Origin of the sequence: Nocardioides sp. CCNWLW216 (assembly GCF_037120545.1) — a bacterium.
GTDB classification, from domain to species: Bacteria; Actinomycetota; Actinomycetes; order Propionibacteriales; family Nocardioidaceae; genus Nocardioides; species Nocardioides lianchengensis.
The window spans coordinates 73,659-97,719 of the sequence record NZ_JBBBBJ010000009.1; the positions used below are offsets into that span (position 1 = coordinate 73,659).

The following is a 24,061-nucleotide window of genomic DNA, read 5'->3' on the forward strand; positions in this document are numbered from 1 at the left end:
GCCTGCAGGAGGTCAGGGACTATCGGAGCGTCACGGCAGGACGAGCACCCCGTCCAGGCGCCGCGGGAGGCCCCACGGGTTGGCGTCGCGCAGCGACGCGGGGAGTACGGCGTCCGGCGCGTCCTGGAACGTCACGGGGCGCAGCCAGCGGCGGATCGCGGTCGCGCCGACGGAGGTGTGCTGCGCCGAGGTGGTGGACGGCCAGGGACCGCCGTGGGTCTGCGCCCAGCTGACGGCCACGCCGGTCGGCCAGCCGTTGAACAGCACCCGGCCGGCGCGCGCGGCGACCAGGCCGACCAGCTCGTCGAGCGGGAGCGAGTCGTCGTCCTCGACGTGCAGGGTCGCGGTCAGGCTGCCCTCGACCGAGCGGAGCGCGACGGCCAGGTCGTCGAGGTCGTCGTACTCGACGACGACGGAGACCGGGCCGAAGACCTCCTCGGTGACGGTCGGGTCGGCGGCGACGGTGGCGGCGGAGGTGACGAAGACCGACGGCGAGGCCCAGGATCCCTCGGCCGGGGCGTCCTCGCCGCGGGCGAGCCGGGTCGCGGCCGCCGACAGCGCGGCGACCCCGTCGTCGAGGGCGGTGCGGATCCGGGCGTTGAGCAGCGGCGCGGGGGCGGCGGCACCGACCCGGGCGGCCAGGGCGTCGGCCAGGCCGTGGCCGCGGGGCAGGAAGAGCAGGCCGGGCTTGGTGCAGAACTGGCCGGTGCCGAGGGTGAAGGAGTCGACGTACCCGTCGACGATCGCGGCGCCGCGGGCGGCGACGGCCGAGGGCGTGACGATCGTCGGGTTGATGCTGCCGAGCTCGCCGAAGAACGGGATCGGGTCGGGCCGCGAGGAGGCGGCGTCGAAGAGCATCCGGCCCACGTGGGTCGAGCCGGTGAAGCCGGCCGCCTTGATCCGGGGATCGCGCAGGGCGGTGAGGGCCGCGTCGTTGCCGCGCACCGCGCCGATCACGCCGGCGGGCAGGCCCTGCTCGGCCACGACGGTCGCGGCCAGGTCGAGGACGGTCGCCGAGAGGCCCGGGTGCGAGTCGTGCACCTTGGCCAGCACCGGCGAGCCGCACGCGAGGGCGGAGGCGGTGTCGCCGCCGAGGACGCTGAAGGCCAGCGGGAAGTTCGAGGCGCCGAAGACCAGCACCGGGCCGAGGGACACCAGGACCCGGCGCAGGTCGGGCCGCGGCGGCGTCGCGGTGGGGACCGCGGGGTCGAGGGTCGCCTCGAGGTAGGACCCCTCCTCGACCACCGTCGCGAACAGCCGCAGCTGCCCGGACGTCCGGCCGACCTCGCCGGTCAGCCGGCCCAGCGGCAGGCCGGACTCGAGGCTGCCCAGCTCGGCCAGCGCGGCGGCGTTCTCGTCCAGCCGGTCGGCCAGCGCGCGCAGCAGCCCGGCGCGCACGCCCGGCTCCGAGGCGGCGTACGACGGGGCCGCGGCGGCCGCGGCCGCGAGCAGCTGCTCCAGCTCGTCGGGGGTGGTCGCGGCGTAGGCCTCGCCGACCGGCTCGCCGGTGCGGGGGTCGGTGCCCTGGATGAGCGTCATGAGTCCTTCTGGGTCGGGTCGGGGGTGAGGTGCCAGCGGGCGCCGGCGAGGCCGCGGCGGGCCAGGTCGTCGAGGTGGGCGCGGGCGAGGGAGACGGTCTGCAGGTTGGGCCCGCCGAACGGGCCCAGGTCGCGACCGATGGCGATCGCCAGGTCGCGCACGCCGACCACCTCGTGCCGGGTCAGGTGGTCGTGGACGAAGTCGGTCGCGCGGTCGACGAAGTCCAGGCTCTCCTGGATCCGCGCGCGCCCGGCGGCGGGATCGAGCGGGTCGCCGTGCGAGGGGACCAGCGCGGCGAAGTCGAGGTCGAGCAGTCGCCGCAGGCCGGACCGGTAGCGGTCGACGTCGTGGTAGAGCGGAGCCAGCCACTCGGCCGAGCCGGCGATGGGGACGCCCGCGCCCTGCACGTCGTCGAAGGTGAAGAGCAGCCCGCGGTCCAGGTCGCGCACCGCGATGTGGCCGGGGGAGTGGCCGCTGGTGGTGACCACCTCGAGGCGGCCGAACGAGCCGTCCAGGACGTCGCCGTCGCGCAGCAGCCGGTCGATCCGGACGCGCTCGCCGTACAGGCCGGCGATCTCGGCGCGTTCCTCGGCGCTGAGCCGGTAGGCGTCCGGGTTGGCCTCCCACAGCTCGGTGATCACCCGGTCGTTGTCCTCCAGCCACGCGGCCTCGGCGGCCGGGGCGGCGAAGACCGCGTCGCTGACCGCGGCCAGGGCCGCGTTGCCGCCCATGTGGTCGGGGTGCGCGTGGCTGTTGACGACCAGTGAGACGTCCTCGATCCGGTGACCCGCACCGGCCAGCCGGCCGCGCACCGAGGTCTCCGGCGTGATCGACGTGCCGCTGTCGAGCAGCACCAGCCCGCCCTCGTGCGGCAGCGCGTGCAGCCACAGCGGGAGCCCGCAGGCCTGGAGGTACTCGGTCTCGATCCGGACCCAGTCGCCGAAGACCGACGCCGGCAGGCTCACGGCCGCCGCGCCGGGTCGGGGGACAGCCAGGCGAAGTGCTCGGCCGACGCGGCCAGGACCGGGTTGCGCAGGGTGCCGACGCCGGCGACCGAGACCTCGACGACGTCGCCGGGGACCAGGTCGAAGTCCAGGTCGGGCACCAGGCCGGTGCCGGTCGAGAGGAGCGCCCCGTCGGGGAACGTCGACTGCCGGCGCAGGTGCTCGACGAGGTCGTCGTACGTGCGGTGCAGCAGCCGGGTGGACGTCTCGCCCTTCCAGCGCACGGTGCCGTCGGCGCCGGTGACGACCAGGGTGACGCCGAGGTCGTAGAGGTCCGGCACCTCCCAGACCGGCCGGATGCCGGGGCCGACCGCGCAGGCGCCGTGGTAGAGCTTGGCCTGCGGCAGGTAGAGCGGGTTCTCGCCCTCGATCGAGCGCGACGACACGTCGTCGCACACGCTGACGCCGACCGTCTCGCCGGCGGCGTTGACCACCACGACGACCTCGGGCTCGGGCACGTTGACCGGCGAGTCCTCGCGGACGCCGATCGGCTCGCCGTCGCCGACGGCCCGCCAGGCGACGGACTTGAAGAACAGCTCGGGCCGCGCGGCGTCGTACACCCGGGAGTAGACGTCGGGCACGCCCGACTCCTCCTGGCGCGCCTCGCTGGAGCGCTGGTAGGTGACGCCGGCGGCCCACACCTCGGTGAGGCCGTCGACGGGCGGCAGCAGCCGCACCCCCTCGAGCGGTACGGCGGGCGCCGTGACCGCCTCGCAGACCGCGCGGAGCTCGGCCAGGGGCAGCCGCAGCAGCTCGGCCAGGGTGGCCACGGGCAGCGCCCGGACCTGCCCGTCGCTCTCGAGGCCGACCAGCACCTGGTCGTCGTGGACGTAGCGGATGATCAGCATTCTCGGGACTCCTTAGCGGCCGGTGAAGACCGGCGGTCGCTTCTCGGCGAAGGCGCGCCGCCCCTCGGCGGCGTCCTGGGTGGCCATGCAGATGGCCTGCATCTCGCGCTCGTACTGGATGGCCGGCTCGAGCGCCATGCTGCGCGCGGCCAGCAGGTTGGCCTTCGCCGACTGGGCGGCGATCGGGGGCCGGGCCGCGATCGTGCGGGCCAGCGTGAGGGCGGCGTCGAGCAGCTCGTCCGGCTCGTGCAGCCGACTGACCAGTCCGGTCCGGAGCGCCTCCGGGGCGTCGACGGGGTCGCCGGTCAGCAGCATCAGCGCCGCGTCGCTCGACGACACGGCGTTGGACAGCAGCGCGGTCACGCCGCCGCCGCCGATCCAGCCCAGCTTGATCTCGGCCGCGCAGAAGCGGGCGGTGGTGCTGGCCAGACGGACGTCGCAGGAGAGCGCGAGCTCGAGGCCGCCGCCGTACGCGAGGCCGTTGACGGCCGCGATGACCGGCAGGCGCAGGGCGCGCAGCGCGTCGCAGTAGTCGCGGCGGTTCCGGAACTGCCACGGGTCGGGGTAGCCGTCGACCTCGCCGATGTCGCTGCCGACGCAGAAGGAGCGCTCGCCGGCGCCGGTGAGCACCAGCGCCCGCACGTCCTCGCGGTCGTCCATCGTCTCGACGAGCTCCAGCAGCGTGGAGCTCATGTCCTTGGTGACGGCGTTGAGCTTCTCCGGCCGGCGCAGGGTGATCACCCCGACGCCGTCGGCGACCTCGAAGCCGATGTGCTCGCTCATGCGCTGCGGAACCTCTCGTTGATCTCGGTGACGACCGCCGCGGCGCGGGCGCGGCCGTCGACGACCTCGCGCACCAGCTCCGAGGCCTCGTCCTGCAGGGCGACCCAGCCGTCGTACCGGGGACGGACCCAGGCGGTGTCGACCGAGCGGCGGGTGGCGGAGTAGTAGCCGCCCCAGTCCCGGTCGACCTCGGGGCTGTCCCAGGCGCCGCGGTGCGCGGGCTGGCCGGAGGTCGAGGGCACCAGGGCGGTCTGGACGTCGTCGGCGAGGAAGGCGGTCACCCAGCGTCGTACGTCGTCCAGGTCGGTGTCGCGGTGGGCGGACAGCGCGAGGCCGGTGCCGCCGAGGACGCTGCCCGGCCGGTCGGTCGCGAACGACGGCGCGCCGGCCCAGGCCAGCGGGCGGGCACCGGTGCGGCCGGCGGCGTACGACGCGTAGCCGTAGGCGAGCGGGCACCAGTCGGCCGCGCCGGCGGCGATCGCCTCGTGCACGGTGATCGGGTCGCCGAGCGAGGTCGTCCGGTCCACGGTCCGCCACAGCCAGGTGAGCAGGTCGAGGGCCTGCTCGGCGACCTGCGGGTCGAGCAGGTCGGGGGAGCGGCGGTCGTCGTCGGCGCACATGGCGAGCAGCATCAGGAAGGCGTGCGGGCCGCCCAGGCACAGGGTGGTCGCGATCTCGCGGCTGGCGTCGGGGACGTCGGTCCAGGCGGTGGGCAGCGGCGTCGTCAGGTCGGCGGCGCGCACGCCCACCTGGGTGGCGGCGTCGATGGGGAGCGCCCACTGCTGGTCGTCGAGGGTGTAGCTGGCCCAGGTCGGACCCACGCTCGCCGCGGCCCAGACGGCCAGCTCGTCGCCCGTGAAGACCTTGTCCCACGGCAGCAGCGCGCCGGTGGCGATCGCGTGGCCGAGGCCGGGGTGGTCGACGACCAGGAAGTCGTACGACGGCGCCAGCGTCTCGAGCGGTCGGGCCTCGAAGTCGGCCAGCGACTGTCGGTCCCAGGTGATCCGGGGCGCCGCGAGGCGCCCGGCGAAGGCCTGCAGCGGCAGGTAGGCGCGCGGGTGGTCCCAGGTCATGCCGCGGAGCCCGGTCATCGGCGCACGACCCCCGCCTCCACGAGCGCGCCGACCTCGGCCGCGCTGAGGCCGACCTCGGCCAGCACCTCGTCGGTGTGCTGCCCGACCAGGGGCGCCGGGCGGGCCACGGTGGCCGGCGTCGCGGCCATCCTGAACGCGAAGCCCGGCGTGGTGACCTCGCCCTCGGTGGGGTGGTCGTAGGTGACGAACGAGCCGTTGTGCTGCACCTGCGGGTCGTCGAGCAGGTCGTCGTAGGAGTTGACCGGGCCGACCCACACCCCGCGCCCGCCGAGGTCCTCCAGCCACCACGCGGTGGTCCGGGTGGCCAGGCAGCGGGCCACCAGCGCGGAGATCTCGTCACGGTGGGTGAACCCGTCGCGCTCGGCGTCGAACGCCTTCAGCTCGGGCTCGTCGAAGGCCTCGGCCAGCACGCCGAGGTCGGCGAACGCGAGCGCGACGTACCCGTCGGAGGTGGCGTAGATCCCGTACGGCGCCCGGATGTAGGTGTGCGCGTGCACCTCGGTGCTGCGGCTCTGCGGGACGCCGCCGACGGTGCGCACCGACAGCTCCTGCATCTGCATGGCGATCAGCGCGTCGAGCATGTTGACCTCGACCAGCTGGCCCTCGCCGGAGCGCTCGCGGTGCAGCAGCGCGGCCAGGACCGCCTCGAAGGCGGAGTAGCCGGTGATCGCGTCGGCCAGGAAGTACGGCGCCGCCTGGGGCGGCTGCTCCGGTGTGCCGGCGCTGTAGAGAGCGCCGCCGAGCGACTGCAGGAGCAGGTCCTGGCCGGGTCGGGCGACGTACGGGCCGGACTCGCCGTACCCGCTCATGGAGACGTAGACCAGGTCGGGCTTGATCGCGCGCAGGGTCTCGTAGTCGACGCCGAGGCGGGCCGCGACGCCCGGGCGGTAGTTCTGCAGCACGACGTCGGCGGTCGCGACCAGCCTGGCCAGCAGCGCCTTCCCCTCGTCGCTCTTCAGGTCGACCGCGAGGCTGCGCTTGTTGCGGTTGAGGGAGAGGAACGAGGCGTTGACCTCGTTGCCGACCGCGCCGCCGGCGCTGACGTGGCGCTGCCACTCGCCGGTGGTCGGCTCGATCTTGATGACGTCGGCGCCGAGGTCGCCGAGGCGCATGGTGGCCAGCGGGCCGGCCATGGCGATCGAGAGGTCGAGGACGCGGTAGCCGTCGAGGACGGGCATGGGATCTCCTGGGTTCAGCGGGTACGGCGGTCGCGCCGGATGTCGTGGGCGGCGCCGGTGACGACCTCGCGCATCAGCGCCGACGCCTGGTCGGCGTCCTTGGCGACGATCGCGTCGAGCACGGCGCGGTGGGCGGGCAGCGTGCGCTTGTTGCGGCGCACGTTGCGGGTGTGCACCTGGCGGGCGGCCGCGAGCGCGACCTCCATCACCGAGTGCAGGTGGACGAGCAGGTCGTTGCCGCCGGCCTCGACCACGGCCCGGTGGAAGGCCAGGTCGTGGACGATGAAGGCGTCCGGGTCGTCGAGCGTCTCCTCCATCCGGTGGTAGCTCTCCTGGATGGCGCGCACCACCGTCCGGTCCTTGGCCCGCGCGGCCAGCCGCGCGGCCTCGGGCTCCAGGACGACCCGCATCTCGGCGAGGTGGTCGAGGTGGAGCGCCGTCGGGTCGTTCTCGTAGCGCCAGGCCAGCACGTCCGGGTCGAGCAGGCTCCAGGCGGTCTCGGGCTGCACGATCGTGCCGACCTTGCGCTTGGAGACCACCAGCCCCTTGGCGACCAGCACCTTGGTCGCCTCGCGGACGGCCGAGCGGCCCGAGCCGTAGACCTTCCCGAGCTGCTCCTCGGTCGGCAGCGGGGCCCCGACCGGCAGCTCGCCGGTGACGATCTGGCGGCCGAGGTCGTGGACCAGCTGGCCGTGCAGGCCGTCACGGCGGTACGCCGTCGCGCGCTCGGTCATCGGTCCTCCTCGGGTGGTCTGCGACCGACTGTAGACGTTTCGTCAGACAAAAGCATCAAAAAGTCTGACAAAAGTCTGGACGCGCTCGGCGGACCGGATGACACTGGACGGCGTACGACGTCACGACCCCTTGTGGACCCCTGAGGAGCAGCACGATGAACCGGTTCGACGGCCAGGTAGCACTCATCACCGGAGGGGCGTCGGGCATCGGCCTGGCCACCGCCCGGCGGCTCCTCGACGAGGGGGCGCAGGTGGTCCTGCTCGACCGTGACGAGGCCACGCTGAGCGCCGCGGTGGCCGAGCTCGGCGCGGGCGCGCACGCCCGGGTCGCCGACGTGGCCGACGCGGCCGGCATCGACGCGGTCGTCACCGGCGTGGCCGACGAGCTGGGCCGGATCGACGTGCTCGTCACCGCCGCCGGCGTGGACCGCTGCGACACCGTCGTCAACACCTCGCTGGAGGAGTGGCGCACGATCATGGACGTCGACCTCGACGGCGTCTTCTACATCTGCCGCTCGACCATCCCGGTCTTCGTGCGCCAGGGCGGCGGCGCGATCGTCACCATCTCCTCGGCCATCGGCACGGTGGGCGAGCGCAACCGCTCGGCGTACTGCGCGGCCAAGTCCGGCGTCGAGAACCTCACCCGCGCCATGGCCCTCGACCACGGCGCCGAGGGCGTCCGGGCCAACTGTGTCGCCCCCGGCCTCATCGACACCCCGCTGATCGCCAACGGCAAGGTCGCCGGCGGCAGCGACACCGCCCTGATGGACTCGATGATCGCCGCCCACCACGCCATCCCGCGGATCGGCCAGCCGTCCGAGGTCGCCAGCGCCATCGCCTTCCTCGCCAGCGCGGACGCCTCCTTCGTCACCGGCGCGATCCTCGCCGTCGACGCCGGCTGGACCGCCGCCTGAGCCGACCCGTCACTCAGGTACCTGTTCTGTCGGCGTGTCGGTCGCCGATCGACGGGTCGTCGTACGGCGTCAGTCGGGCCGACCCGTCGATCGCTGACCGACACGCCGCGAAAAGTGGTCATCCAGTGACGGGTCGGCGGGGGCGGGCGGCCTGGTCGCGGAGCGCGGCGAGCAGGGCCCGGGCGGCGGCGCCCGGCGGCGGCGTGCGTCGTACGGCGACGTGCAGCTCCCAGTCGTCCGGGGCGTCGACGACCGGCACCCGGGCACAGCCGTCCATCGGGACGGCGTCGGGCAGCACCGCGACGCCGAGCCCGGCCCGCACGAACCGCGCGGCCGACGGCAGGTCGCCCGCCTCGACGACCAGGCGCCGGGTCAGGCCGCGCTGGCGGAGGGTCTCGTCGAGCACCACCCGGTTGCCGAAGCCCGGCGGGGTGTCGACCCAGTCCTCGTCGGCCAGGTCGGCGAGCCGCAGCCGGCGGAGGCCGGCGAGCCGGTGCCGCTCGGGCAGCACGGCGACGAACGGGAAGGACCGCAGCGGGTACGACGCCAGCTCGGTCTCGCCGTGCGGGCTGACGAGCGCGACGTCCAGCCGACCGCGCAGCAGGTCCTCCTGGAGGCCGGTCGAGCCCCGCGGGGAGACGCCCAGCGTCAGCTCGACCCCCGGGTGCTGCCGGCGGAACCCGGCGATCACGGCGGGCAGGTCGATCAGGTCCATCGCGCTGAACGTGCCGAGCCGAACCTTCCCGCGCAGCCCGGCCGTCGACTCCCGGGCCAGGTCGCGGGCCTCCTCGACGGCGGCGACGGCGGCCCGGGCGGCCGGCAGGACGCGCTCGCCGGCCGGGGTGAGCCGGACACTGCGCGTGGTCCGCTCCAGCAGCGTGGCGCCGAGCTCGCGCTCCAGGCTGCGCAGCGCGGCCGAGACCGTCGACTGGGCCGCGTGGACGCGCGCCGCCGCCCGGGTCACGTTGAGCTCCTCGGCCACGGCCACGAACTGCTCGAGCGAGCGGATGTCCATGCATCGATCCTATCGATGATTGAGTCCATGATTCTGCGTTGGACCCGCACGATCTCGACGCGCACGCTGGAGCCATGACCAGCACCCTCGCCACGCCGTCCGTCCCCGATGCTCCCTGGCGACTGCGCCACGGCCTCGGGTTCTGGGTCGTCGCCGCGGCCTTCCTCGCCGTGATGGCCTTCGCGACCGTCCCCACCCCGCTCTACGCGATCTACCAGCAGGTCGACGGCCTGGAGCCGCTCGCGATCACCGCGGTCTTCGCCGCCTTCGCGGTCGGGGTGATGGCCAGCCTCTACCTGGCCGGTCACCTCAGCGACGTGCTCGGGCGCCGGCCGATGATCCTGGTCTCGGTGCTGGTCGAGGTGGTCTCCGCGATCGTCTTCCTGCAGTCCACCGCCCTGCCGGTGCTGCTGGCCGCCCGGCTGCTCTGCGGGCTCGGCGTCGGCACCCTGGCCGCCACCGCCACCGCCCACCTCAGCGAGCTCCGGCTGGCCGCTCGGCCGGAGGACGGTCCGGGGGCGGCCGGCACCGTCGCGGGCGTCGTCAACATCGGCGGGCTGGCGCTGGGCGCCCTCGTCGGCGGGGTGCTGGCCGAGACCGTCGACCGGCCGCTGCACACGCCGTACCTCGTCTTCCTGGTGCTGCTCGTCGTGGCCGCGCTGGCCGTGGCCCTGGTGCCCGAGACCGTGGTCCGGGCCGAGCAGCGCCCGGCGTACCGGCCGCAGCGGGTGGCCGTCCCCGCGGCCGCACGGTCCACCTTCGCCGCGGCCGGCGCGGCGGCGTTCGCCGCCTTCGCCGTCCTCGGGCTCTTCACGTCCCTCACCCCGACCTTCCTGGTCACCGTCTTCGACCAGCGCGACCACCTGGTCGCCGGGGCCGTGGTCTTCGGCGTCTTCGGCTCCGCGTCGGCCGCCCAGGTCGTCGCCGCCCGCTGGCCCCTGGCCCGCCAGCTCGGGTACGGCGCCGCCGCGACCGCGGTCGGGCTCGCCGGCGTGGTGGCCGGCGCCCTGCTGTCGGCGCTCCCGCTGTTCGTCGTGGGCGGTGTGGTGGCCGGTGCCGGGGTCGGCCTGGTGTTCAAGGCGTCGGTCGCCCTGGCCGCGGGCCTGGCGCCGGCCGAGAGCCGCGGCGAGGTGCTGGCTGCCGTCTTCCTGGTCGCCTACGCCGGCATCACCCTCCCGGTGCTCGCCGTCGGCGCCGCGCTGCTGGCGGTGTCGCCCGAGCCGGTCCTGGTCGTCTTCGCCGCCCTGGTCGCCGCCGCCGTCGCGGCCACGACCACCCGCCTGCGCCGTACCCTCGCCGCCTGACCTGTGGACGATCCCGCCGAGTCCGCAGGCCGGCTATTCGGACGACCCTTGTCCCGAAGGTGAGGGCGGGCCTACGTTGCCCGGCATGATCCGCGTCTTCCAGGTCGCCACGGGCAACGTCGGCACCGAGATGGTCAAGCGGCTGCAGACACACCGGGAGCTGGAGCTGGTGGGGCTGCACTGCTACTCGCCCGAGAAGATCGGCCGCGACGCCGGGGAGATCGCGGGCATCGGCCCGATCGGGGTGCGGGGCACGGGGACGGTCGAGGAGATCCTGGCCGCCGAGCCGGACGTGCTGACCTTCCACGGGGTGTGGCCCGACGTCGACCTCTACGTGCGGGTCCTGGAGGCCGGCATCGACGTCGTGACGACGGCCGACTGGATCACCGGCCACCACCGCGACGCGAACCACCGGCGCCCCGACGGGGCCACCGAGACCGAGCTGATCGCCGCCGCCTGCGAGCGGGGCGGGTCGACGTTCTACGGCACCGGCATGAACCCCGGCCTGGCCCAGATCCTCACCACCGTGCACTCCGCCGACGTCGCCGACATCGAGAACGTCACCTGCCTGGAGTCCGTCGACGTCTCCTGCCACCACTCCGCCGACACCTGGGCCAACTGCGGCTTCGGCCGCCCGGTCGACGACCCGGAGGTGCCGCGGCTGCTGGAGCTCGGCACCCGCGTCTTCGGCGACGGCGTGCACCTGATGGCCGACTGCTTCGGCATCGAGCTCGACGAGGTCACCTTCGACTACCAGCTCGGCGCCTGCACGAAGGACGTCGACCTGGGCTGGTACGTCCTCCCCGAGGGCTCCGTCGGCGGCGCCGCGTTCCAGTACGTCGGCCGGGTCGCCGGCGTACCCCGGGTCGAGCTGCACCTGGAGTGGCAGATGACGCCGCTGACCGAGCCGAAGTGGGACGTCCAGGGCTGCTACGTCACCAGGATCCAGGGCGACCCGGTCATCCACAGCAAGCACCTGATCCTGCCGAAGCCGGGCACCGACTTCTCCTCGGTCGAGGCGTTCGCCGCGATCGGCATGACGGTCACCGGCATGCCCGCCCTGAACGCGATCCCCGCGGTCGTCGCCGCACCACCGGGGATCGTCACCAGCGCCGACCTGCCGCTGCGCGCGTTCGGCGGGCGGTTCGTCGAGGCGGCGTACGCCGGGCGTGGCTGACTTCCCACACCTGCTCCGGCCCGGCCGGATCGGGGAGATGACGATCCGCAACCGGATCGTCATGTCGCCGATGGAGACCATGTACGGCACGCCCGACGGGCTGCCCTCGGAGCGCACGGTCGCCTACTTCGCGGAGCGGGCCGCGGGCGGCGTCGGCCTGGTCACGCTGGGGGCGACCGGGATCGACCACCGGCACCCGGAGACCCCCGGCGGGTTGCACCTCGGCACCGACGAGGCGGTCGCCGCGCACCGCCGGCTGGTCGAGGCGGTGCACGCCCACGGCGCGCGGATCCAGCCCCAGGTCGTGCACGCCGGCCCCGACGGGCTCGGCCCGGAGATGCACGGCGTGACCTCGCTCGGCCCGAGCGTGATCCCGTCGTACCTCACCGGCCGGCCCTCGACGGAGATGACCAAGGCCGACATCGCGGCCCTGCTCGACCTCTACCGGGCGGCGGTGCGCCGCGTCGCCGAGGCGGGGTACGACGGCCTCGAGCTGCACGCCGCGCACGGCTACATGATGATCGGCTCGTTCCTCGCCCCGCAGCGCAACCGGCGCACCGACCGCTACCGCGGCACCAGCCCGGAGGGCCGGCTGCGGCTGCTGCTGGAGGTGCTGGCGGCGATCCGCGCCGAGGTCGAGCTGCCGGTGACGCTGCGCATCTCGGGCTACGAGCGGGTGGCCGGCGGGCGGCCGGTCTGGGACACCGCCGGGGCGGCGCCGCTGCTGGTCGAGGCCGGCGTCGCCGCTTTCCACGTCAGCGGCGGGGTGATCGACCGGCTGGTCACCCGGATGGTGAACGGCGCCGACGACGGCGACGGGCTGAACGTGGGCGCGGCGGCCGCGGTCAAGCAGGTCGTCGACGTGCCGGTGATCGCGGTCGGGCGGCTGCACGACCCGGTGCTGGCCGAGCGGGTGCTGGCCGAGGGGCGGGCCGACTTCGTGGCCCTGGCCCGGCCGCTGCTCGCCGATCCCGACCTGCCCCGCAAGCTCGCCACCGGCCGGCACCAGCGGGTCCGCCGCTGCATCTCCTGCGAGAACTGCATCGACTCCCTGGAGCAGCGCTTCTCGGTCGACTGCGCCGTCAACGCCCGGACCGGTCGCGAGCTCGAGCTGCTCCCGACTCCGACGACCCGGGCCCGGCACGTGGTGGTCGTCGGCGGCGGGCCGGCCGGGCTGGAGACCGCCCGCGTCGCGGCCGGTCGCGGGCACCGGGTCACGCTCCTCGAGCGGGGCCGGCGGCTGGGCGGGGCGCTGGTCTGGGCGGCGGTCGTGCACCCGGAGAACGAGCCGTTCCTGACCTGGCTGCGTGACGAGGTCGAGCGCGCGGGGGTCGACGTACGCCTGCGGACCGCGGCGACGCCCGACCTGGTCGCCGCGCTGGCGCCCGACGCGGTCGTGGTCGCGACCGGAGGTCGGATCGAGGTGCCGGAGCCGCCCGGCGACCACCTGCCCCACGTCCGTCGCGGTGTCGAGCTGCGCGAGCGGCTCGCGAGCCTCCCGCTCGTCCGGCCCGGGCTGGTCCGCGCCGCGAGCCGCGCCTGGCTCCCGCTCGGGCGCCGCGTCGCGCTGGTCGGCGGCGACCTGGTGGCGATCGAGCTGGCCGAGCTGCTGGCCACCCGCGGTCGGCTGGTCACGGTGCTGGAGGCCGGCCCCGCGCTCGCGCCCGAGGTCGGCTGGAAGCGCCGGACCGAGCACATGGACCGCCTCGACCGGCTCGGCGTCACCTGCCACGTCGGCGCGGTCGTCGAGCGGATCACGCCGGGCGGGCTGGCCTTCCGCCCCGCCGGCGGTACGACGCGCGCGCTCGCCGCGGACTCGTGCTGGCCGGCGAGGCCCGCCCCGACCTCGCGCTGCACGACGCCCTGGTGGCGCGGCTGCCCGGCGTACCCGTCACGCCGGTGGGGGACTGCACCGGTCTCGGGCTGATCCGCGGGGCGGTCGAGGACGGCGCCCGCGCGGGTGGTGTGATCTGAGACCCATCCGGGAGGCCGGCGGCTCCGAACAGCGGGCACCATCTCCCTCCCGAAAGGTCGTCCTCATGCGCCGTCCCACCCCCAGCCTGATCGTGTCCGTGCTCGCCCTCGTGGTGGCCACCGGCGGCACGTCGTACGCCGCTGTGCAGCTCACCGGCAAGGACATCAAGAACGGCTCGATCTACTCGGCCGACATCGCCGACCAGTCGCTGCGCGCGCGCGACTTCCGCGACGGCGTGCTGAAGCCGGGCCCGAAGGGCGACCGCGGGCCCGCGGGCGAGAAGGGCGACGCGGGTCCCGCCGGCACCGGCCGCTGGGCGCTCGTCGCCGCGGACGGCACCATCGAGGCGCAGTCCGGCGGCTTCACCGTCGCCTCGGCGTACGACGCCCCCGGGGCCCCCGCCGGCGCGGTCGGCAACGTCTACATCGACGCCAACGAGGACCTGAGCGACAACGCCGTGATCGCCACCATCGCCCTGCAGAACCAGGTCGACCAGAACGGCGACACCATCACCAACGGCCGCTCGCTGAACCCGGACGCCAACCCGGAGTTCTCCGGTGAGATCACCGCGACCCAGTGTGCGATCGCCGGCGTCGTGGCCTGCGCCCCGACCGGCACCAACACCGCCGAGCACCTCGTCGTCAGCCCCCGCCTCAGCGACGGCCAGGTCACCACCGCCCCTAACCGCAAGCGGTTCTACGTGGTCGTCACCGGCGACTCGACCGACTACGTGGCCCCCGCCGCCTGACCCCACCACGTCGAGGGCCGGGGGTCAGCGGGGCTCGTGACTCTCCAGCTCGTTGTTGAAGGCCGAGTCCTTCCTGGACAGGTGCTCGCGGCGCTCCTCGTGGGTGAGCGCCTCGACCTGGGACCGGACGTCGGAGGGGAAGCCGGTCAGCTCCGGCGCCTCGGCCAGCGGGACGATCGTCTGCACGACGCGGTCGTCGTACACGTGGGTCATCGTGAACGACTGGTGGCCGTCCACCCCCGACACGAACCGCTCCAGCGGGGCCGGGTCGGAGGTGTAGCAGGTCGCCGAGGCCACCGAGACCGGGATGCCGGCGAAGGTGGAGTACGTCGAGTAGTGCAGGTGTCCCGCGAGGATCGTGCGGACGTCGGTGCCGCGCAGCACGTCGGCGAGCCGGTGCTGGTCGGCCAGCTCGATCACCTCGGCGGCCGGCAGCATCGGCGTCGGCACCGGCGGGTGGTGCATCGCCACAATCGTCCCGTGCTCCGCGGGCGTGGCCAGCACGTCGGCCAGCCAGGCCAGCTGGTCGTCGGTCAGCTCGCCGTGGTGGTAGCCCACCACGCTGGTGTCGAGGGCGACGATCCGCAGCCCGGCGACCTCGTGCACCCGGTCCTGGCACGCGTCCGGGTCGTCGGGGTCGACGTCGAAGAGCCCGCGCGAGTACGCCGCCCGCTCGTCGTGGTTGCCCATCGTCCAGATGACCTCGGCGCCCAGCGCCGCGGCGGCCGGCTCGACGACCTCGCGCAGCCGGGCGTACGCCGCCGGCTCGGCCTTGTCGGCGAGGTCGCCGGTGAAGACGAGCGCCTGCGGGGGGACCGGCAGGTGGGCCAGCCGCTCCAGGGCCCGTCGCAGTCCTTGCTCGGTGTCGACGACGCCGTACTGACGGACGCCCTCGGCGAGCAGGTGGGGATCGCTCAGGTGGGCGATCGCGTGGCTGGGGGCGGGATGCTGACCGAACGACACCCGGAGAAACCTACGTCCTCGGGGCCAGCTCGAAGACGGGAATGACCCGGTCCGTGCGCTTCTCGTAGGTCGCGAAGTTCGGCCACGTCCGCAGCATCACCTGCCACAGGTCGGCCCGCTCGTCACCGGTCACCTCCCGCGCCGTCACGTCGTACGACGTCCGCCCGACGCGGACCGTCGCCTCGCCGGCCGCGCGCAGGTTGTGGACCCAGACCGGCATCTCGGGGCCGCCGAAGTAGGACCCCGCGACCAGCCAGCGGCCGTCGTACGGGACGCAGAGCAGCGGGGTCGAGCGGGGCAGGCCGGACTTGCGGCCCATGACGGTGAGCACCAGGTTCGGCAGCCCGGCGATGTCGAGCACGCTGTAGCGCCCGCCGGTCAGCGACTGCAGGCGCCGATCGGTCCACACCACCTGCGGGAGCAGCCTCGGCATCCACGGGAGGGCGCCGATCCGGACGGCGAGCGGGGTGAGCAGACCCATAGCCGGATCGTAGGGGGTTCGTGGTCACCCCGACCGGTGCAGTTCACGCGCGAGAAAGACGCCCTTCCTAGCCTCCGCACGTGCTCACTCGTGGTCTGGCCGGCAGCGTGCTGGTCCTGCTCGGCGGCCTGGTGGTCTCCACACTGCCCCGGTCGACCCAGCTGCTGAGGTCGGAGTCCCTGGTCGCGATCCGCGGCTCCGAGGCCGGGCGGATGGTCGGGCTGACCGTCGTCCTGCTCGGGCTGGGGCTGCTCGCGGCCGCCTGGCTGGCCCTGTGCCGGCACGTCGCGGTGGCGGTCGGCGAGGAGCAGGACGACGCCCTCGCGCTGGTCCGACACGCCGTCGTCGTCTGGTCCGCGCCGCTGGTGATCGCGCCGCCGCTGTTCTCCCGCGACGGCTGGTCCTACGCCGCGCAGGGGATGATGGCCCACCTCGGGATCTCGCCCTACGACCACGGTCCGTCGGTCCTGCACGGCCCCGTCGTCCAGGCCGTCGACCCGATGTGGCTCGAGACGGTCACGCCGTACGGGCCGCTGCCGCTGGTCGCGGGGGACTTCTTCGCCGACTTCACCGGCAACCCGTGGATCCTGGCCATCGGGCACCGGGCGGTCGCGCTGCTCGGCCTGGTGCTGCTGGCCTGGGCGGTCCCGCGGATGGCCCGCTGGACCGGCCTCAACCCGGCGATGGCCTCGGCGGTCGCGCTGGCCTCCCCGCTGATGCTCGCGAACGGCGTCGGCGGCCTCCACAACGACCTGCTGATGGTCGGCCTGATGGCGGCGGCGCTGGTCGTGGCGGCCGAGCGGGGCTGGGTCGGGGCGGCGGTGCTCGGCGGGTGCGCGGCGGCGGTCAAGGCGCCGGGCGGGCTGGTCTGTCTCGCGGTCGCGCTGGTCTCGCTTCCGCTGCTGGCCTCCACCGCCGAGCGGGTACGACGCCTCGCCGCGGTCGCGGCCGTCTCGCTGGGGACCCTGGTCGGGCTGAGCCTGGTGACCGGGCTCGGCCTGGGCTGGCTCGGCGGGCTGACCGTGCCGGCCACCGTCAACACCCCGCTGTCCCTGACCACCCTGGTCGGCGGCGCGTTCGACTGGGTGGCCCGGGTGGCCGGCACCGGACTCCCGAACGCGCTCTTCCTCGACCTGGTCCGCCAGACCGGCACCCTCACCGCCGTCGGCGTCGCGGTCTGGGTGGCGCTCACCTGGCCCACCGGGCGCCGCGACACGGCCGTCGCCGCGGTCGCCACCGTCATTGGCACCCTGGTCGTGCTGAGCCCGGTGGTGCACCTCTGGTACTTCCTCTGGGTCACCCCGTTCCTGGCCGCGATGCACCTGAGCCGGGTCGCCGCCAGTGGCCTGCTCGCCGCGTCCGTCGTCCTCGGGCTGGTCGCGCCGCTCGACTCCTCGCTGCACGGCGCCTACCTGGCGATCGTGCTCGGCAGCATGACGGTGGCCGTCCTGGTCCCGGTCCTGCTGCTCACCCGCCGCGCCCGCGTGCGCCTCGACAAGATCGTGAGGTCACGGTGGCTCGCCGTCCCCTGACGTGGCTGCTCCTCCTGGTCGCCGCCCTCATCGCCGGCCGGGTCGAGCAGGTCCGCGGCTTCATCGACCTCGAGGTCTACCGCTTCGGCGGCGCGACGCTCGCCTCCGGCGCCGACCTGTACGACGGGGGCGCGGTCGAGGCGGCCGGCCTCCCGTTCACCTACCCGCCCTTCGCGGCGGTCCTGATGGCGCCGCTGGCCGAGCTGCCGCCGGTGCTGCTGGCCGCCGGCTGGGCGGCCGCCAGCGTGGCCGCGCTGCTGGCCGTGCTGCGGCTGCTGCTGCCCGCGTGGCCACCGTCCGGTGTGGTCGCGCTGTCCGCCGGCGCGCTGCTGCTGGAGCCGGTCTGGCAGTCGCTCTCCTTCGGGCAGGTCAACCTGTTCCTGCTCCTGCTGGTCTCGTACGACGTGCTGCGGCCGGACCGGCGTACGGCCGGGGTGCTGATCGGCGTCGCCGCCGGCATCAAGCTCACCCCGCTGGTCTTCGTCGCGCTGCTGGTGCTCGCGGGCCGGCGGGTGCCGGCGGTCCGGGCGGTGGCCGCCTTCGCGGGCACCGTGGCGCTGGGGTTCCTGGCGGCGGCGGGCGACTCGGCGACGTACTGGACCCACACGCTGTGGGACCCGACCCGGATCGGCGGCCTGTCCTTCAGCAGCAACCAGTCGGTGAACGGGGTGCTGGTGCGGCTGCTCGGTCACGAGCCGCCGACGCTGCTCTGGCTGGCGGTGGCCGGCGCCGCGGCCGGGGGCCTGCTGGTCCTGGGCGGGCTCTGGTGGCGGCGCGGCGAGCCCGGTCTCGCCCTGGTGTTGGGCGCGCTCGCGATGCTGCTCGCCTCGCCCGTCTCGTGGAGCCACCACTGGGTCTGGGCGGCACCGGCGGCGGTGGTGCTGTGGCGGCGCTCCCGCGCGATCGCGGTGGCCTGGACGGCGCTGTTCACGTCGGCCTGCATTTGGTGGCCGCCGCACCGCGAGGACCGCGAGCTGGCCTGGGGCCTGCCCGAGCACCTGGTCGGCGACGCCTACGTCTGGGCCGCGCTCCTGGTCGGGGGCTGGGCCGCGGTGACCTACGTGCGCGCCGGCTCGACCCGGCCGCGCACCTCGCCCAGCGACAGCCGCGCCCCGCTGGTCGAGGGCGCGGTGTAGCGCAGCACCACCTCGGCGCCGTCCTCCAGGAAGCGCTCGCCCCACCACAGTTCCAGGAACGACCCGCGCTGGTCCTCCGCCGGCCCGCTGATCGTCCCCGACGCGAACAGGTCGCCGGTGCGCAGCGAGGCGCCGTTGGAGGTCAGGTGGGCCAGCATCTGCGCCGGTCCCCAGTAGGTCGTGCGGTACGGCGGCCTGCTCACCACCTCGCCGTCCAGCTCCACCTCGACCTCGATGTCCAGCCCGCGCGGGGTCCCGACCGCCGGCAGCAGGTGGGGGAGCGGCTCGGGGTCCTGGCCCGGCAGGTCGCACCAGGCCGCGTCGAGCGCCGCGAGGGGCGTCACCCAGGCGCCGACCGAGGTGGCGAAGGACTTGCCGAGGAACGGCCCGAGCGGCACGTACTCCCACGCCTGCACGTCGCGCGCCGACCAGTCGTTGAGCCCCACCACGCCGAACACGTGGTCGCCGAAGGCGTCGTACGCCACCGGGGTGCCGAGCGGGCTCGGGGCGCCGACCACGAAGCCCAGCTCCGCCTCGATGTCCAGCCGCTCCGTCGGGCCGTACGACGCGCCGCCGGGCCGCTGTCCCTGCGGGCGTACGACGGGCGTCCCGCTGACCACCACCGTGCCGGCGCGGCCGTGGTAGGCCACCGGCAGGTGCTTCCAGTTCGGCAGCAGCGGCTCCTGGTCGGGGCGGAACATCCGCCCGACGTTCGTCGCGTGGTGCTCGGAGGCGTAGAAGTCGACGTAGTCGGCGACCTCGAACGGCAGGTGCAGGACGACGTCGTCGACCGGGACCGACGGGGCGTCGGACACCCGCTCGGTCAGCTCCTCGCGGGTCTGCCGCCAGACCTCCGGGCCCAGGCCCAGGAAGGCGTTCAGCGACGGCTGCGCGAACTCCGGTCGCCCCGTCAGCTCCGCCAGGTCGACGACCGCGTCGTCCAGACGTACGCCGACGCGCCGCTCACCGCCCGCCACCGAGAAGACGCCGTAGGGGAGGTGGTCGATCCCGAAGCCGCTCATGCGAGGCCCAGTACCCGCAGGTCGGCCAGCGGCTCGTCGAGGGAGCAGGACCCGAACGAGGTGAACCAGCGCCGCCCGCGGGCCAGCTCGGCGGCGTCGAGGTCCGGCGCCCGGTCCTCGAGGGTCGCGACCACCTCGTCGGCGCCCGCGCCGTCGAAGGCACGCACCGTCGCGAGCAGCACGTTGAGGAAGCCGTGGCCGGCGTCGTGGTGGCCCGGGTCGTGGCGCAGCGCGCGGTGCAGGCCGGCGGTGCACTTGAACGGCGTCTCGCGGTCCAGGGCCGCGTCGATCCAGGCCGCGAGGTCGCGGGCCGGTGCCTCGTTGGTGCGGTACTTCAGCCGCAGCTCGGCCCCGGCCACCTCGTCGGCGGCCGCGAGCCAGCCGTACGACGGCGCGGTCGGCGGCAGCTCGACGTACACCGGTGTGTCCTCGTCGAGCGCACCGTCCGCGCGGGCGGCGTCGACCGCGGCGACGACCCGGCGGGCGTTGCCGGGCAGGTCGTCGGGGTCGCGCAGGGCGACCTCCAAGCCGGCCAGCCGGACCCCGTTCCGGGTGCACAGCGCGGCGGGCCCGGCGACCTGGCCGGCGCCGCCGGTGAGGACGACGGAGACCGGCAGGTCGGTCCCGGTCGCGGCGGCCACGACGGGCAGGTCGGTGTCGCGGAGCACGAAGCTGCCGACGAGCGGCTCGTCGCGGACGGCGTAGGCGTGAGCGGCCTCGACGAGGTCCGCGTCGCCGGGCGGGAAGATCGCTGCGTCGTCGACCAGCGCGGTCCAGAAGGGTTCCGTGGTGGGAGGCACGCGACTACCCTACCGGCACATATCGGCACCAGATGTCCGATAAACGGACATGCTCGGAGGGTGGATCGTGGCGTACTACCGGCTGGTCGGCGAGGTCCCGCGGCAGCGGCACACCCAGCAGCGCGGCCCCGACGGGCGGCTGCACCGCGAGGAGCTGGTGGGGGAGGAGGGCTTCTCGTCCGACTCCTCGCTGCTCTACCACCGGGGCGTCCCCTCGGCGATCACGGCCAGCGAGGTCTGGGAGCTGCCGTCGCAGCGGACGGTCCCCAACCACCCGCTGAAGCCCCGCCACCTGCGCCTGCACGCGCTCTTCCCCCCGGTGGTGGAGGAGGTTGCGCAGCAACCGTCTCGAAACCCCGACGCGGTGGTCGACCGCCGGCTGGTGCTCGGCAACGCCGACGTCCGGATCTCGTACGTCGTCACCGGGGACGCGCCCTCGGCGTACTACCGCAACGCCACCGGCGACGAGTGCGTCTTCGTCGAGTCCGGCAGCGGAGTGGTCGAGACGGTCTTCGGCGTGGTGCCGTACCGCTCCGGTGACTACGTGGTGATCCCGCGGGCGACCACGCACCGTTGGGTGCCGGCGTCGTCCTCCCGTCTCTACGCGATCGAGTCGAACAGCCACGTCGCCCCGCCGAAGCGCTACCTCTCCCGCTACGGCCAGCTGCTGGAGCACGCGCCGTACTGCGAACGCGACCTGCACGGCCCCTCCGCACCCCTGGTGGTCGAGGGCGCCGACGTCGAGGTGCTGGTCAAGCACCGCACCAGCGCCGGCGTGGTCGGCACCCGGCTCACCTGCGCGACCCACCCCTTCGACGTGGTCGGCTGGGACGGCTGCCTCTACCCCTACACGCTGAACATCGTGGACTACATGCCGATCACCGGCAAGGTCCACCAGCCGCCGCCGGTGCACCAGGTCTTCGAGGGCCGCAACTTCGTGGTCTGCAACTTCCTGCCCCGCAAGGTCGACTACCACCCGCTCGCGATCCCGGTGCCCTACTACCACTCGAACGTCGACAGCGACGAGGTGATGTTCTACGTCGCCGGCGACTACGAGGCCCGCAAGGGCTCCGGCATCGGCCTCGGCTCGATCTCCCTGCACCCCGGCGGCCACCCCCACGGCCCCCAGCCCTCGGCGATCGAGGCGTCCCTCGGCGCCGAGGCCTTCGAGGAGTCCGCCGTCATGGTCGACACCTTCGCCCCGCTGGAGCTCGGCGAGGGCGGCCTCGCCGTCGAGGACGACGCCTACTCCTGGACCTGGGCGCGCGACTCCGGTGGTTGAGCAGCAAAGGACGAAGCCCCCCGGTGGTTGAGCAGCGAAGGACGAAGTCCTGAGCGTGTCGAAACCCCCGCAGCCCACAAGTGACGTCAACCCCGCCCCGCCTCCGCGCGTGACACCCGCATGCCTCTGCTCCGCCGTACGACGCTCCCGCCGCGGGCTGCTCCAGGGGCAGCGGTGAGCAGTCCACCGATCCGGGCAGGCGATCGGTGGCTGGCGCACCGCCGCAGCGGCGTGTCCGTGCGACACGCCTGATCCACGGTGGCCGGCCCACCTTCTGCGCGATCAGAACGGTGGACAGCTCACCGCCGCGACCGCACCCCTAGGCCCCCAGCGGTACGACGAGCCGCCCAGCGTGCACGCCGAGCATCCGGTCGACGGTCGCCGACCAGGGGAAGAGGGACGCTCGCGCCCGGGCCGCCGCCCGGCGGACCGGGACCGGCCGGGCCGCGACCTCCAGCACCGCGTCGGCCAGCGAGGCCGCGTCGGGAGCCCCCCAGCCACCCGAGGCCGCGTCGACCAGCTCGCGGGCACCGCCCCGGTCCGCGGTGACGACCGGGGTGCCGCAGGCCAGCGCCTCCAGCACGGCCAGGCCGAAGGTCTCGCCGGGACAGACCGACAGTGCGACGTCGGCGGCGGCGAGCCGGCGGGCCAGGTCGGCGCGGCCGTCGACGAACCCGTGGAAGACGACCGGCGCGTCGCCGGCCAGGGCGAGCAGCTCGTCGCGGTGCGGGCCCTCGCCGTACACGTCGAGGCGCAGCGGCACCCCGCGCCGATGCAGCTCGACGGCGGTCGCGACGGCCAGGTGAGGCGACTTCTCGCGAGACAGCCGCCCGGCGTGGACCAGCCGCAGCACCCCGTCGACGGGGCGCGGCGGAGCCGGGCGGGGAGGGCGGAAGGTCTCCAGGTCGACCCCGAGCGGCACCTGCTCGACCGGGCATCCGGCGGAGTCGGCGAGCGCCTGGAACTCCCGGCGGGCGTACGCCGACGTCACGACCACGGTGTCGAAGCTGCGCACCAGCAGCCGGTTGAGCAGCGCGATGGACACCTTCGAGGTGGCGTCGAGGCCGGTGCGCATCGCGAGCATGTCGCCCAGCCGCTCATGCGAGAACAGCACCGTCCGGACCCCGTGCCGCCGGGCCCAGCGAGCGACCGGCAGCAGGGTCAGCTTGTCGCTCGACTCGACCGACGTCGGCCCGAACTCCTCCAGCACGTCGATCACCCGCCACGGCTCCACGATCAGCCGGTAGCCGCCCCCGACCCGCGGCGCCCGCAGCTGCACGACGAGACCCTCGGGCGTGCGGGTGCGCGCGTCGACGGGCCCCGGTACGACGAGCAGCCGCTCGGCCCCGGCGCCGGCGTACCCGCGCCCGAGGGCGGCGACGGCGGTCTTCATCCCCCCGGAGGCGGGGCCGATGAAGTTGGCCAGCTGGGCGATGCGCACGCCCGCACCCTCTCGGCGAGCGGTGAACGGACGGCGACCACGACACGTGCGGGCGTGAAATGCCGGACGCCGTACCCGCCGAGGTGGCGGGTACGGCGTCCGAGGCGATGCGCGTGGCTCAGGCCGCGACGTCCTGGGCTGTCAGCATCTTGTACGTGTACGCCGTGCCGATCAGCACCAGCGGGTAGGTGACCAGCACACCGACGCCGCAGGCGATGGCGCCGGCGCCAGCGACCAGGTAGCCGACGATCGCCCAGACCAGGGCGTTGCCGAGGTTGTCCTTGACGAGGTTGATGCTCGCCTTGATGGCGTCGACCGGGGCGAGCCCCTTGTCGATCACGAAGTAGAGGCTGTAGCTGGTCGCGATGGCGAACGCGATGCCCGGGAGGAAGCAGAGGAGGTAGCCGACGAAGGTGCCCGCTGCGATCAGCAGGCTGGTGACGACGACCGGACCCAGGTTGTCGAGCTTGAAGATCGACGCGGCCTGGAAGGGCCGTCCCTCGGTCACGCCGAGCGCGCCGCGGATGAGGCCGGCGCCGATCACCAGGCTCGCGAAGAGGATCAGGGCGATCAGGATCGCGGTGGCGATCATGGTGACGATGAAGCCGGAGCCGTTGGTACAGGTGGACGAGAACGTCTCGGGGTCGTAGGTGCACTCGGCGGGGCTGGTCAGCAGCATCATGATGACGAAGCCGATGCCGTAGGCGATGCCGACGCCGACGAAGAGCACCAGGCCGGCGATGATCCACTGGGCGGCGCCCTCCTGGAACTTCTTCCAGCCGTAGGACAGGGCCGCGCCCAGCTCCCAGGAGGCCGGACCGGTCGGCGGCGCGCCGTACGGGGTTCCGGCCGGAGGCGGGGGCGGCGGGGTGGCACCGTACGGCTGGTGGCCCCCGGCGGGCGGCTCCTGCGGCGGTGGTGCGGGCGGGTCGACGGGGGGCTCGTTCGTGGACATGCGGGCTCCTCGGGGGACGGGCCGGGCAGGGGCCGGCACTCAACAGGAAGGTAGTGGTGACCCCAGGGTCGGGAAATGACCCGTTCGGGGGGTGGTGCGACCCTGCTGCCAGGGGGTGCTCATACCGGTACGGCGG

Annotated in this window: 22 protein-coding genes; 8 read left to right on the top strand and 14 right to left on the bottom strand. The window is 74.3% G+C overall.

Going from position 1 to position 24,061, the window contains the following annotated elements:
• Positions 1-30: 30 nt before the first annotated feature.
• The 7 genes from V7S47_RS18950 to V7S47_RS18980 are packed head-to-tail and all read right to left on the bottom strand — an operon-like array spanning position 31 to position 7,180.
• Complete coding sequence (locus V7S47_RS18950) at positions 31-1,539, bottom strand: aldehyde dehydrogenase (NADP(+)) (RefSeq protein WP_336563040.1); 1,509 nt, start codon at positions 1,537-1,539, stop codon at positions 31-33.
• Complete coding sequence (locus tag V7S47_RS18955; protein ID WP_336563042.1) at positions 1,536-2,504, bottom strand: MBL fold metallo-hydrolase; 969 nt, start codon at positions 2,502-2,504, stop codon at positions 1,536-1,538. Before V7S47_RS18955 ends, V7S47_RS18950 begins: the two co-directional genes overlap by 4 nt.
• Complete coding sequence (locus V7S47_RS18960) at positions 2,501-3,391, bottom strand: fumarylacetoacetate hydrolase family protein (protein WP_336563043.1); 891 nt, start codon at positions 3,389-3,391, stop codon at positions 2,501-2,503. Before V7S47_RS18960 ends, V7S47_RS18955 begins: the two co-directional genes overlap by 4 nt.
• A 12-nt stretch (positions 3,392-3,403) precedes the next feature.
• Complete coding sequence (locus V7S47_RS18965) at positions 3,404-4,174, bottom strand: enoyl-CoA hydratase/isomerase family protein (RefSeq protein ID WP_336563044.1); 771 nt, start codon at positions 4,172-4,174, stop codon at positions 3,404-3,406.
• Positions 4,171-5,265, bottom strand: coding sequence for a hypothetical protein (locus tag V7S47_RS18970; RefSeq protein WP_336563045.1), 1,095 nt, complete (start codon positions 5,263-5,265; stop codon positions 4,171-4,173). Before V7S47_RS18970 ends, V7S47_RS18965 begins: the two co-directional genes overlap by 4 nt.
• Positions 5,262-6,446, bottom strand: coding sequence for a CaiB/BaiF CoA transferase family protein (locus V7S47_RS18975; protein ID WP_336563046.1), 1,185 nt, complete (start codon positions 6,444-6,446; stop codon positions 5,262-5,264). Before V7S47_RS18975 ends, V7S47_RS18970 begins: the two co-directional genes overlap by 4 nt.
• Positions 6,447-6,460: 14 nt before the next feature.
• On the bottom strand, positions 6,461-7,180 hold the full coding sequence (locus V7S47_RS18980; RefSeq protein WP_336563047.1) for a FadR/GntR family transcriptional regulator: 720 nt from the start codon (positions 7,178-7,180) through the stop codon (positions 6,461-6,463).
• A 155-nt stretch (positions 7,181-7,335) separates the two neighbouring features.
• Here V7S47_RS18980 and V7S47_RS18985 point away from each other — a divergent pair, with 155 nt between their 5' ends.
• Entirely contained in the window at positions 7,336-8,094 is a 759-nt protein-coding gene (locus tag V7S47_RS18985; protein ID WP_336563049.1) for an SDR family NAD(P)-dependent oxidoreductase, read from the top strand.
• 118 nt (positions 8,095-8,212) lie between these two features.
• Here V7S47_RS18985 and V7S47_RS18990 read toward each other — a convergent pair whose 3' ends face one another.
• A complete protein-coding gene (locus V7S47_RS18990) occupies positions 8,213-9,109 on the bottom strand; it encodes a LysR family transcriptional regulator (protein WP_336563050.1) in 897 nt (298 codons plus the stop codon).
• Between the two features lie 74 nt (positions 9,110-9,183).
• Here V7S47_RS18990 and V7S47_RS18995 point away from each other — a divergent pair, with 74 nt between their 5' ends.
• From V7S47_RS18995 to V7S47_RS19010, 4 genes are all read left to right on the top strand, one after another.
• Positions 9,184-10,413 (top strand): MFS transporter, encoded by a 1,230-nt coding sequence (locus V7S47_RS18995; protein ID WP_336563051.1) that lies wholly within the window; start codon positions 9,184-9,186, stop codon positions 10,411-10,413.
• 85 nt (positions 10,414-10,498) lie between these two features.
• Positions 10,499-11,590, top strand: coding sequence for an NAD(P)H-dependent amine dehydrogenase family protein (locus V7S47_RS19000; protein ID WP_090857128.1), 1,092 nt, complete (start codon positions 10,499-10,501; stop codon positions 11,588-11,590).
• Entirely contained in the window at positions 11,583-13,517 is a 1,935-nt protein-coding gene (locus tag V7S47_RS19005; RefSeq protein WP_336563052.1) for an oxidoreductase, read from the top strand. Before V7S47_RS19000 ends, V7S47_RS19005 begins: the two co-directional genes overlap by 8 nt.
• 112 nt (positions 13,518-13,629) lie before the next feature.
• Entirely contained in the window at positions 13,630-14,313 is a 684-nt protein-coding gene (locus V7S47_RS19010) for a hypothetical protein (RefSeq protein ID WP_090857134.1), read from the top strand.
• Positions 14,314-14,337: 24 nt separating this feature from the next.
• Here V7S47_RS19010 and V7S47_RS19015 read toward each other — a convergent pair whose 3' ends face one another.
• Positions 14,338-15,276 (bottom strand): phosphodiesterase, encoded by a 939-nt coding sequence (locus tag V7S47_RS19015; RefSeq protein ID WP_090857137.1) that lies wholly within the window; start codon positions 15,274-15,276, stop codon positions 14,338-14,340.
• A 10-nt stretch (positions 15,277-15,286) separates the two neighbouring features.
• Positions 15,287-15,757 (bottom strand): nitroreductase family deazaflavin-dependent oxidoreductase, encoded by a 471-nt coding sequence (locus V7S47_RS19020; RefSeq protein WP_336563053.1) that lies wholly within the window; start codon positions 15,755-15,757, stop codon positions 15,287-15,289.
• Positions 15,758-15,837: 80 nt separating this feature from the next.
• On the opposite strand from V7S47_RS19020, the gene mptB reads away from it, so the two are divergent.
• Together mptB and V7S47_RS19030 are read left to right on the top strand one after the other, a co-directional pair.
• The gene (mptB, locus tag V7S47_RS19025; protein WP_090857143.1) at positions 15,838-17,289 is read left to right on the top strand and encodes a polyprenol phosphomannose-dependent alpha 1,6 mannosyltransferase MptB; all 1,452 of its coding nucleotides are present in this window, start codon (positions 15,838-15,840) and stop codon (positions 17,287-17,289) included.
• A complete protein-coding gene (locus V7S47_RS19030; RefSeq protein ID WP_336563054.1) occupies positions 17,271-18,425 on the top strand; it encodes a glycosyltransferase 87 family protein in 1,155 nt (384 codons plus the stop codon). The genes mptB and V7S47_RS19030 overlap by 19 nt, the downstream gene beginning before the upstream one ends.
• Here the strand turns inward: V7S47_RS19030 and V7S47_RS19035 are convergent.
• Positions 18,347-19,447, bottom strand: coding sequence for a fumarylacetoacetate hydrolase family protein (locus V7S47_RS19035; protein ID WP_336563055.1), 1,101 nt, complete (start codon positions 19,445-19,447; stop codon positions 18,347-18,349). The genes V7S47_RS19030 and V7S47_RS19035 overlap by 79 nt on opposite strands.
• The gene (locus V7S47_RS19040) at positions 19,444-20,247 is read right to left on the bottom strand and encodes a hypothetical protein (RefSeq protein WP_336563056.1); all 804 of its coding nucleotides are present in this window, start codon (positions 20,245-20,247) and stop codon (positions 19,444-19,446) included. The genes V7S47_RS19035 and V7S47_RS19040 overlap by 4 nt, the downstream gene beginning before the upstream one ends.
• Positions 20,248-20,314: 67 nt before the next feature.
• Between V7S47_RS19040 and V7S47_RS19045 the strand changes: the two genes are divergently transcribed.
• Entirely contained in the window at positions 20,315-21,529 is a 1,215-nt protein-coding gene (locus tag V7S47_RS19045; protein WP_336563057.1) for a homogentisate 1,2-dioxygenase, read from the top strand.
• Between the two features lie 319 nt (positions 21,530-21,848).
• On the opposite strand, the gene V7S47_RS19050 is transcribed toward V7S47_RS19045, so the two are convergent.
• Positions 21,849-22,922, bottom strand: coding sequence for a glycosyltransferase (locus V7S47_RS19050; protein ID WP_442945365.1), 1,074 nt, complete (start codon positions 22,920-22,922; stop codon positions 21,849-21,851).
• A 166-nt stretch (positions 22,923-23,088) separates the two neighbouring features.
• Positions 23,089-23,925, bottom strand: a complete 837-nt coding sequence (locus tag V7S47_RS19055; protein ID WP_336563060.1) for a hypothetical protein — start codon at positions 23,923-23,925, stop codon at positions 23,089-23,091.
• Positions 23,926-24,061: the final 136 nt, after the last annotated feature.

Excerpts from the sequence above, each read along its gene's own strand:
- V7S47_RS19050 (WP_442945365.1), bottom strand. The coding sequence starts at position 22,922 with ATGAAGACCGCCGTCGCCGCCCTCGGGCGCGGGTACGCCGGCGCCGGG.
- V7S47_RS18965 (WP_336563044.1), bottom strand. The coding sequence starts at position 4,174 with ATGAGCGAGCACATCGGCTTCGAGGTCGCCGACGGCGTCGGGGTGATC.
- V7S47_RS18970 (WP_336563045.1), bottom strand. The coding sequence starts at position 5,265 with ATGACCGGGCTCCGCGGCATGACCTGGGACCACCCGCGCGCCTACCTG.
- V7S47_RS18960 (WP_336563043.1), bottom strand. The coding sequence starts at position 3,391 with ATGCTGATCATCCGCTACGTCCACGACGACCAGGTGCTGGTCGGCCTC.
- V7S47_RS19020 (WP_336563053.1), bottom strand. The coding sequence starts at position 15,757 with ATGGGTCTGCTCACCCCGCTCGCCGTCCGGATCGGCGCCCTCCCGTGG.
- V7S47_RS18985 (WP_336563049.1), top strand. The coding sequence starts at position 7,336 with ATGAACCGGTTCGACGGCCAGGTAGCACTCATCACCGGAGGGGCGTCG.
- V7S47_RS18950 (WP_336563040.1), bottom strand. The coding sequence starts at position 1,539 with ATGACGCTCATCCAGGGCACCGACCCCCGCACCGGCGAGCCGGTCGGC.
- V7S47_RS18995 (WP_336563051.1), top strand. The coding sequence starts at position 9,184 with ATGACCAGCACCCTCGCCACGCCGTCCGTCCCCGATGCTCCCTGGCGA.
- V7S47_RS19035 (WP_336563055.1), bottom strand. The coding sequence starts at position 19,447 with ATGAGCGGCTTCGGGATCGACCACCTCCCCTACGGCGTCTTCTCGGTG.
- V7S47_RS18990 (WP_336563050.1), bottom strand. The coding sequence starts at position 9,109 with ATGGACATCCGCTCGCTCGAGCAGTTCGTGGCCGTGGCCGAGGAGCTC.
- V7S47_RS19010 (WP_090857134.1), top strand. The coding sequence starts at position 13,630 with ATGCGCCGTCCCACCCCCAGCCTGATCGTGTCCGTGCTCGCCCTCGTG.
- V7S47_RS18975 (WP_336563046.1), bottom strand. The coding sequence starts at position 6,446 with ATGCCCGTCCTCGACGGCTACCGCGTCCTCGACCTCTCGATCGCCATG.
- V7S47_RS18980 (WP_336563047.1), bottom strand. The coding sequence starts at position 7,180 with ATGACCGAGCGCGCGACGGCGTACCGCCGTGACGGCCTGCACGGCCAG.
- V7S47_RS19055 (WP_336563060.1), bottom strand. The coding sequence starts at position 23,925 with ATGTCCACGAACGAGCCCCCCGTCGACCCGCCCGCACCACCGCCGCAG.
- V7S47_RS19000 (WP_090857128.1), top strand. The coding sequence starts at position 10,499 with ATGATCCGCGTCTTCCAGGTCGCCACGGGCAACGTCGGCACCGAGATG.